8 protein-coding genes are annotated in these 9,388 nt (G+C 38.1%); 4 read left to right on the plus strand and 4 right to left on the minus strand.

Annotation, left to right across the window (positions count from 1 at the left end):
• The first annotated feature begins 194 nt into the window (after window positions 1-194).
• From radA to D6734_09115, 4 genes are read left to right on the plus strand one after another with little or no spacing between them, the layout of a single operon-like run.
• Window positions 195-1,556, plus strand: a complete 1,362-nt coding sequence (radA, locus tag D6734_09100; protein RMF93846.1) for a DNA repair protein RadA — start codon at window positions 195-197, stop codon at window positions 1,554-1,556.
• Window positions 1,543-2,784, plus strand: a complete 1,242-nt coding sequence (locus D6734_09105) for a hypothetical protein (GenBank protein RMF93847.1) — start codon at window positions 1,543-1,545, stop codon at window positions 2,782-2,784. The genes radA and D6734_09105 overlap by 14 nt, the downstream gene beginning before the upstream one ends.
• Before the next feature lie 11 nt (window positions 2,785-2,795).
• Window positions 2,796-4,703, plus strand: a complete 1,908-nt coding sequence (gene metG / locus D6734_09110) for a methionine--tRNA ligase (protein ID RMF93848.1) — start codon at window positions 2,796-2,798, stop codon at window positions 4,701-4,703.
• Window positions 4,700-6,073 carry a YchF/TatD family DNA exonuclease gene (locus D6734_09115; GenBank protein ID RMF93849.1) on the plus strand — a complete coding sequence of 458 codons (1,374 nt, stop codon included), beginning with the start codon at window positions 4,700-4,702 and terminating at the stop codon, window positions 6,071-6,073. The genes metG and D6734_09115 overlap by 4 nt, the downstream gene beginning before the upstream one ends.
• Window positions 6,074-6,144: 71 nt before the next feature.
• On the opposite strand, the gene D6734_09120 is transcribed toward D6734_09115, so the two are convergent.
• The 4 genes from D6734_09120 to D6734_09135 all read right to left on the minus strand — a co-directional run bounded on the left by D6734_09120 (window position 6,145) and on the right by D6734_09135 (window position 9,342).
• Window positions 6,145-6,417, minus strand: coding sequence for an HU family DNA-binding protein (locus D6734_09120; GenBank protein ID RMF93850.1), 273 nt, complete (start codon window positions 6,415-6,417; stop codon window positions 6,145-6,147).
• Window positions 6,418-6,557: 140 nt separating this feature from the next.
• The gene (locus D6734_09125; protein RMF93851.1) at window positions 6,558-7,034 is read right to left on the minus strand and encodes a universal stress protein; all 477 of its coding nucleotides are present in this window, start codon (window positions 7,032-7,034) and stop codon (window positions 6,558-6,560) included.
• Window positions 7,034-8,464, minus strand: a complete 1,431-nt coding sequence (locus D6734_09130; protein ID RMF93852.1) for a DASS family sodium-coupled anion symporter — start codon at window positions 8,462-8,464, stop codon at window positions 7,034-7,036. The genes D6734_09125 and D6734_09130 overlap by 1 nt, the downstream gene beginning before the upstream one ends.
• 128 nt (window positions 8,465-8,592) lie before the next feature.
• A complete protein-coding gene (locus tag D6734_09135) occupies window positions 8,593-9,342 on the minus strand; it encodes a phosphoadenylyl-sulfate reductase (protein RMF93853.1) in 750 nt (249 codons plus the stop codon).
• Window positions 9,343-9,388: the final 46 nt, after the last annotated feature.

The raw sequence follows: 9,388 nt of genomic DNA on the forward strand, positions 1-9,388 counted from the left end.
AGTAAGACCGCACTATACTAATGAAAGAGAAGATATAGTATAAAGAAGAGTTGAACAATCAAAAGTATGAACAATCAATCTTGACTTGTAGTATTCACTTCGATACAAATAACTTCAACAATCTTAGCATCTTGCCTTACAATATTCTTTTAAAGACATTTTTCAATCAGTAGGGAAGCTGAAAGACTGCGGTAATGAAGGAAAGAAAATTTTATCAATGTCAATCCTGTGGATATCAGTCGGCTAAATGGCTGGGTAAATGCCCTGACTGCAACGAATGGAATAGTTTTGTTGAAGAAAGGGAAACATCTGTTCGACGCACTACCTTTAAACTTCCTTCTTTGGATTCAAAATCAAAACCTCTTTCATTTAGAGATATTAAGCAAAATGAAGAGGCAAGGATAAAAACCGGTATCGGAGAATTTGACAGAGTCTTGGGAGGCGGCCTTGTTTCTGGTTCGACCATTCTTATTGGTGGAAGTCCGGGTATAGGGAAATCAACTCTCCTTTTGCAAGCCCTCGATGCACTTTCAGAAAACGGGCTTAACTGTCTGTATATTTCAGGAGAAGAATCTCCTTCGCAGATAAAACTTCGAGCCGAAAGATTGGGGCTTAAAGCTGAAAAGATTCTCGTCCTTTCAGAAAACTGTTATGAAATCATAAAAGACCATATAACAAAGATAAAGCCCAATGCAGTTGTCATTGATTCTATCCAAACAGTATATACATCACAACTTCCTTCATCACCTGGCAGTTTGTCACAATTGAGAGAAGTAGCAGGGCTATTGATGTTTCTTGCAAAATCTATGGGGATGCCCGTGATTTTTACTGGACATGTAACTAAGGATGGCAGTATTGCAGGTCCAAGAGTACTTGAGCATATCGTTGATGCAGTGCTCTATATAGAGGGGGATAGTGGTAACTATTACCGCATTCTGCGGACAGCAAAAAACCGCTTTGGTTCGACGAATGAGATTGGAATATTTGAAATGCGTGAGGAAGGTATGGTAGAAGTAAAAAATCCTTCAAGCATTTTCCTTTCGGAAAAGAGTGAGGAGGTTGCAGGGTCTGCTGTTGTATGTGCAATAGAGGGGACAAGGCCTATATTGCTAGAAGTACAGGCGCTTGTATCGCATAGCTCTTTTGGGATACCGCAAAGAGTTACTAAGGGGCTCAATGCAAGACGAACATCGATCCTTACTGCTGTCCTTGAAAAGAAGGTAGGAATGCGTCTCTCACAGGAGGATATATTTATAAATGTTGTGGGCGGAGCCGAGATTGATGACCCGTCTGCAGACCTTGGCACTGTTATTGCAATTATTTCTTCTTTTAGAGATAAGCCGGTAAAAAAAAGAACGGTGTTTACTGGAGAAGTTGGTCTTACTGGCGAAATCAGGGCTGTTAACAGGATCGAGCTTCAGATAAACGAAGCAGAAAAACTCGGTTTTGAAAGAATTTTTGTCCCTTCAGCAAATATGAAATCGCTGGCAGTGAAAAATTCTATTAAAATAATTGAAGTGGACAATATAAAGGATGCTGTAAATGATGCTTTCTGAAAATGTTTTCAAAAAATCGAATAAGCTGTTTCTATTATTTTTTTTGTTGATTATTGCATTTGGGGGATGCACCAAGATTAAGGTAATATCTCCTGATGTAACCGTCAAAAAAGTATGGAAAAAATCACTATATAGCGTAAATGAATTCTATTTGGTTCAGCCCTCGCCAGTACTAAGCGATGTAAACTATGATGGGATACTTGATGTAGTAGCAGCAAATGCAAGGGGATTCCTCTATGCTTTTGATGGAAGGAATGGCTCTCTTTTATGGAGGTTTAAAGCAGAAGAGGGAGTATTTACCACACCAGCTGTCGATGATGTATTGGGAGTTGGAGGGAAGGAAATCCTGATAGGGTCTATAGACGATACACTTTATTGCCTCTTGGGTGAAAGAAGGAAGCTTGTCTGGACTTACCGCGCAAAAGATGACATACTTGGCACACCTGTGGTGCTTCAGGCGGCAGGTGAAGGCAATATGAATGTAATAGCTGCAGCGGGCTACAGTCTATTCAGCCTTTCCGGCAAGGATGGAAGCGTGATTTGGGAAATTGAATTGCCTGCAAAAATATCTTCTTCGCCGGCAATTGAAGATGTCAATAATGATGATACAAGTGAGATATTGATAGGATGTGAGAACAAAAATTTGTATTGCATTCGTGGAGAGGATGGAAAGAATCTTTGGGAATTCAAAACAGGAGACCAGATACTTTCAACTCCTGTTGTCAAAGATATTACAGGTGATGGAACCAAGGAAGTGATTTTTGGTTCCTGTGATAACAATCTCTACTGTATTGACGGCAGAAAAGGTGAGAAGATTTGGAGCTTTGAGGCAGATGACAATATTACTGCCCGAGCGGCTGTTGAGGATGTTGTGGGAACAGATGATCTGGAAATAATTTTTACTGCATGGGATAATTCTGTATATTGTCTTAACGGAAGTGATGGAAAATTGATATGGAAATTCAAGACTCAAAGTGCGAATATTTCAGCGCCCCGTGTGGCTGAGCTTTATGATGACGGCAAAAAAGAGGTGCTTGTTGGTTCTATTGATAAATCGCTGTATTGTATAGAGGCAGATACAGGAGCACTTTTATGGAAGTTTATTTCACGGGCTCCTATCTGGACAACTCCAGCTGTTGGTGATATTGATAATGATGGGTCAAAGGAAATTATTTTGTCTTCAATAGACGACAGGATATATTGTCTTTCAACTGAAAAGAAGGAATAGGAAGAAGAGAAATGACTAAAAAATTTTATATAACAACGCCAATTTATTATGTCAATGATGTTCCGCATATAGGACATGCCTATACATCGATTGCCTGCGATGTAGCTGCCCGTTTTAAACGTCTTCAAGGATATGATGTGCTATTTTCCACAGGCACAGATGAGCACGGGCAGAAGGTAGAAAAGGCGGCTACGGAAAAGGGAGAAAAGCCGATAGAATTGGCAAATAGGGTTGTGGAGAGGTTTAAATCGCTATGGAAAACTTTGAACATAAGAAATGATGACTTTATTAGGACAACAGAAGAGCGTCATAAGCGCGCAGTGGAGGAAATATTCAAGAGAATTTCAGCTAAGGGAGATATCTACGAAGGTTATTATGAAGACTGGTATTGCACTCCTTGTGAAACCTTTTGGACAGAGATGCAGCTTCAGGACGGCAAGTGCCCTGATTGCGGCAGAAAGACTGAAAAATTGAGAGAAAAAAGCTTCTTTTTTCGTCTTTCAAAATATGAAAGACCGCTACTTGAATTTTATGAAAAAAACCCGGAGTTTATTGAGCCGCAATCGAGAAGGAATGAAATTATAAGTTTCGTAAGAGGGGGACTGCGTGATTTGAGCATCAGCCGCACATCATTTCGTTGGGGAATTCCAGTGCCCGGAAACAATGAGCATATAATTTATGTATGGTTTGATGCTCTTATCAATTATTTAACTGTAGCAGGATTCCCTGATGATGAGGAGAAATTCAAAAGGATGTGGCCATGTGATATTCATGTAATCGGCAAAGATATCCTTCGATTTCATTCTGTCTATTGGCCTGCATTCTTGATGTCGGCAGATATTGAACCTCCTAAAAAGGTATTTGCCCATGGATGGTGGACCATTGACGGAAAAAAGATGTCGAAATCTCTGATGAATGTAGTTGAACCAAATCATCTTGCAAAAGAATTTGGCGTTGATACAGTACGTTATTTTCTGTTGAGAGAAGTCCCCTTTGGACTTGACGGAGATTTCTCCCATTCAGCTCTTATCCACCGCTACAATTCAGACCTTGCAAACGATTTAGGAAACCTTTTTTCACGCTCTCTTGCGATGATTCATAAATATAGAAAAGGAATTTTACCTTCTACAGATGAGTCTGCCTTTGCAGAGGGAGTGGAAAAAGAATTGTGTGAAAAAGCGCTTAAGAGTTATGAAGAATTTTCAACCTATACGGATTCTTTATCCTTCAGCAAAGCGCTTTCTTCACTCTGGCTCCTTTTAAATGAAGTCAATAAATATATAGACCATAAGGCTCCGTGGGCATTGGCAAAGAAAGGAGACGATGAAGAGCTGGACAAAGCGCTGAATATCATCTTTAGATGCCTCAAGATATGTACAGTATTGATTCATCCTTATATGCCGGCAAAATCTAATGAAATGTGGAAATCCTTAGGTATGAAAGGCAATATCATTGATCTTGCACCAATAACTTTTGCCAAGCTGTGGAGTGTTGAGGGAGAGATTAAAGTTGAAAAACTGAAAGCTCTTTTTCCAAGAATCGAAAAAGATGAAAAGAAGAAGGCTGATGGTGAAGAAAAAGAAGGAAAAGAGGAAGAAATGATAACAATCGATGATTTTGCAAAGTTGAAATTGAAAGTTGCAACAATAGTAAAGGCTGAAAAAGTTCCCAAATCTTCAAAGCTTATTCGACTTGAAGTCGATGATGGAGATGGTATTAGACAGATTGTAGCGGGTATTGCACAACATTATGATGCAGAGAAACTTGAAGGAAAGCAGATAGTAATTGTGGCAAATCTAAAACCGGTAAAGCTTATGGGAATTGAATCTCAGGGGATGCTTCTTGCCGCAAGTGATGATGAAACTCTTGCCATCATTACACCTGAAGGAGTCGTAAAAAACGGCGCAAAAGTAAGATGATAATAGAAACACATTCCCATCTTTCATTTCCAGATTTCAAAGATGACCTTCCAGATGTATTGAAAAGGGCAAGAGAAAAGGGAGTTGAAGTAATAATAACCGTCTCTGCTGATATTCTATCGACAAGAGAAAATGCAAAGATTGCAAAACAAGAGGAAAGAGTTTTTTTTACTCCCGGGATTCATCCACATGATACAGACAATGCCAAAGAGGAGTATTTTAGGGAGATAGAAGAAATCCTCAAAAGGGATAAACTTGCTGTGGCAGTTGGCGAGACAGGGCTTGATTTTTACCGCAATCATTCAACGCGCAAAAGACAGGAAGAATCGTTCATTCGTTTTATAGATATTGCGAAGAGGCTTAATAAGCCATTAGTAATCCATTGTAGGGATGCTTACAGTCGTCTTTCAGAAATAATAGAGTCCGAAGAAGCAGGAATTGCAGGCGGAGTTGTCCACTGTTTTTCAGGAGATTACAATTTTGCCAGAACGATTCTTGATAATGGATTTTTTATTGGCGTGGGAGGTACTATCACTTATCCAAAGTCGAATGCCATTCGTGAAGTCATAAAGAGAGTCCCTATGGAGAGAATAGTCCTTGAAACAGATTGTCCATATCTTGCTCCTCAAGCGGTAAGGGGTAAAAGAAACGAGCCTTCATTTCTCACATACATAATCGATGAGATTGCCCTTTTGAAAGGATTATCCAATAGCGATGTAGCGAGGGTAACATCTTTAAATGCAAGCACGCTCTTTTCTCTTGGTGTCGTAAATCCTCAATCTGTCATAACCTACAGGATAAGAGATTCGCTTTATGTGAATGTTACAAATCGCTGTTCCAATAAGTGTGTCTTTTGCCGCCGCGAAGAAGACCCTATTGTAAAGGGACATCTTTTGAAACTTGGAGAAGAGCCATCAGCAGAAAGAATTATCGAAGAAATCGGGAATCCTAAAAATTATGATGAAATTGTCTTTTGCGGATATGGAGAACCATTGATTAGATTGGCAATAGTAAAAGAAGTTGCAAAGTGGGTAAAGGCAAAAGGAGGAAAAGTAAGGATAAACACAAATGGACAAGCAAATTTAATCCATAAAAGAAATATAATTCCTGAACTTGAAGGACTGGTTGACAGAATATCAATCAGCCTCAATGCTCATAATGCGGAAGTTTATGAAAAACTCTGTCCCTCGGAATTCGGTCCAAAGGCATATGAAGAGATCATTAAATTTGCTAAGGAGGCAAAAAGATTTATTCCTGATGTAACATTGACTGTTGTGTCTTTAGAGGAAGTTGATATTGAAAAGTGCAAAAACATTGCTGAGTCAGTGGGCGCTAATTTTAGAATTCGTGAATATAATGTAGTAGGGTAAAAAAAGAAGGGATGATTTTTTCATCCCCTCCAAATTTTCACCCTTACCAAAAAGGTTGATGTTGACACTTTTTATTTTACTTTGTTCTTTAATGCTGCGCCCGGACTGAATTTTGGAACCTTCCTTGCCGGAATAACAATTTCTTTTCCTGTTTGCGGATTTCTGCCTTTTCTCTTTTTTCTTTTTGATACTCCAAATGTGCCAAACCCTACTAAAGTAACTTTGTCCCCCTTTTTTAGACTTTTAGTAACTGAATCAATAAAACAATTTAAAGCTTTTTCTGCTGCTGCTTTGGAGATATTGGCTGCTTTAGCCATTTCTGCTACAAGATCTCCTTTGTTCATGATACCTCCTTTTCAGGTTAGTGGTAAGGGTGAATTTCTAATAAAATTATAAGTCTGAAATCCTTGCCTGTCAATAGATTTCGATGATTTAATATCTTTTTTCCCCGATTTTATAAGGGATTTTGTATTTTGTCATTTTGTTATTCTTCTACAATCCTTATTTTACAGGGAGATTTCCGAATGAGATAATCTACGGATGAGCCGTAAATGAATCTTGAGATTTTAGATTTTTTGCTTCTTGTCAGAATTACAAGATCCGGTAAAACTTCTTCGATTTTCTTTAAAGCTTCTTCTGCAAAATCTCCTCGTTCAATAAACACGGAATATGAAATTTCCTTATTTTTCATTTGTGCTTCTATATTTTCTATCAATGCATATCCTCTTTGCCGGTATTCTCTCAATATTGTTTCATAAAGTTCTTTTGATTGTCTTTCAGGCAAAAGGTCTGTCTCTCGCATCTTTTCAAAAACGAGGTCGGGGATATTGACATCGATGATGAAAAGAATTTCAATTTCTGCATTATTCTCAATTGCTTTTTCAATGGCATAATCGACAGCTCTTGGTGATTGCCTTGTTGACGAGAGAATAAGCATTATTTTTTTAAGTTTTTCTTCCATCAATAAATAAGTCCTATAAAGGGCCAATAGATTTTTGATATAAGAATAACATTTAAAAGTGATATTATTGTAAGGATAAAACCGGGTAATACCATATCTTTGATATTTACATAGCCTGATGAATAAGCTATTGCCGTTGCCGGTGTGCTCATAGGTAGACAAAAAGCAAGTCCTGATGGAATGGCTATTGCGAATGTCATTACCCGGGCATCTATGCCAAATTGTTTTGCAAGACTAATCCCGAGAGGCATCATAATGGCAACGACTGCAGAGTTGCTTATACCTTCAGTGAGATAAAGGGAGACAGCGGCAATAATGACAATTAACCAAAAAGGACTTTTTATATAATTTCCGATAAAAAAATTGGCTATCCAAAGTGCTGCACCGCTTTTTTCAAGTGCAAAGCCAAGACAGATAGCACCTCCATACATCAATATAATTCCCCAATTTACATTCTCTTCAACATCTTTCCATTTAGCAAGTTTAAAGAGAAATACCAATACAACTGCAATAATGGCTATATTTGCAATACCAATTGTTTTGCTGAAAAACATCCAAGCTGTTATAGTGGCTAACATAAGAATTGAAATCAGCTTTTCCCTTTGGGTCATCTTCCCCAACACTTTTATTTTCTTTTCCAAATTCTTCTTAGCAGGTGATGTGTCTTTTATATCAATTCTGAAGAAGAGTAAAAGAATCAAGAATCCGAAGAGGAGATTGATAAATACTATTGGAAATGCTGCTTTTATCCATTCGAAAAAACCTATGTAACTGCCTGTTGATTCATATAATATCTCGACCGCTAAAGGATTTCTTGCTCCTCCTAAAAATGTTCCTATACCACCAATTATACATCCCCAAGCAGGGGCAATAAAGATTGCCTTTGCATAACTGCTTTTTGACGGTTGGAGTTTCAACTCTCTAGCAATTTCAAGAGTGATAGGGAAAATCATTGCTGCAACGGCGTGCTCTGAAATAAAGTGGCTGAATAAAGCAGTAACAAGAAAGAGAGAGGAAAGAAGCTGAAGAGGTGAATTACCAAAACGGTTTAGTACAAGCAGTGCAAGACGTGTTGAAAGTCCTGAACTCATCACTGCGGCAGCAAGAATAAATGCTCCTAATATAAAGAAAACTGCTTTATTACCAAAAAGCGCATATGCTTCAGAACTTGTCATTATATTTAAAACTGGAAGCAAAACTATTGCGAGCAGACTTGTTATTTGAAGAGGGATTACGGCTGTTACCCAAAAGGTAAGACAAAGAACAAAAACCGCTATGGCGCTTCTGCCTTCAGAAGTTAATCCTTGCGGAAGAGGCAGGTTCAAAATGATTAAAAAAAGCAGGATAGCTATGGCAATTACAAAAAAGCGTCTTTTTTCTATGAAAAATCTTAAAGATGAAGCAAAAAAGGAGGACTTGTAATCATTCATTCATAGAGCCTCAAAAAAGCTTAAATTTCAAGCTTTTTTATGAGCAGGATTTTTAGTCAAATCTATCACATTGTGGGAATTCTCTTCAAGAAGATTTCAAACCTTTTGTTTTGTAAGCTGTATTGATATCAGATGCCGCTTCCGTCGATATGAATGCCGCATTCTTTTTCGCCGCATTCCCAAGGAAATTTACCAGCCCTCTTGTGCCGTGTTGGGAAGATTGGAATATGGCAAGGTTGACAACCGATTACTTTATACACTTCTCCATATGGAGATTTATAGTCGTAAAGTTTGTTATAGGGAACATTGTTCTTTTTTATGTATTCATCTACATCCTTTTCTGTCCAATCGTAGAGGGGATTTATTTTCAAGATTTTTCTGCCTTCCCTTTCTATTATTTCTACCTTTCTTGCATTGGATTTTCTAAATTCTGATTGATCAAAACGAAGCCCGCTTATCCATACATCGAGGGTTTTCAGTGCCCTTTCATTTGGTTCAACCTTTTTTATTCTGCAGCATCGGCTTCGTCCAAATTTAGAGTAATAGGGAAATTGGCCAAACTCTCTCTGCAGCTCTTCGAGCTTTTCCTTATCAGGTGTATATCTTTCAATTTTTATATTGTATCTTTTCTCAATCTCTTCAAGAAGCTCATATGTTTCCTTGAAATGGCAGAGCGTATCAACAAAATAAACACGAAATTCATCTACGACTTTGGAAGTGATGTCGATTATAGCAGTGCCTGTTTTCTGCAAGCTTGTGCCTATTGCAGCTCTTTTCCCATATTCTTTAAAAGCCCATTCCAGAACTTTGGCAGCCGGCAATTCTTCAAGAAACTCATACTTCCTCAATTCATCTGGATACTGTATTACCTGTTCCATTTTTTCTTTTATCCTTACAATTTAAATTAAAAGACAACCTCAAGTA

The organism is Candidatus Schekmanbacteria bacterium, from assembly GCA_003695725.1.
Lineage (GTDB): Bacteria > Schekmanbacteria > GWA2-38-11 > GWA2-38-11 > J061 > J061.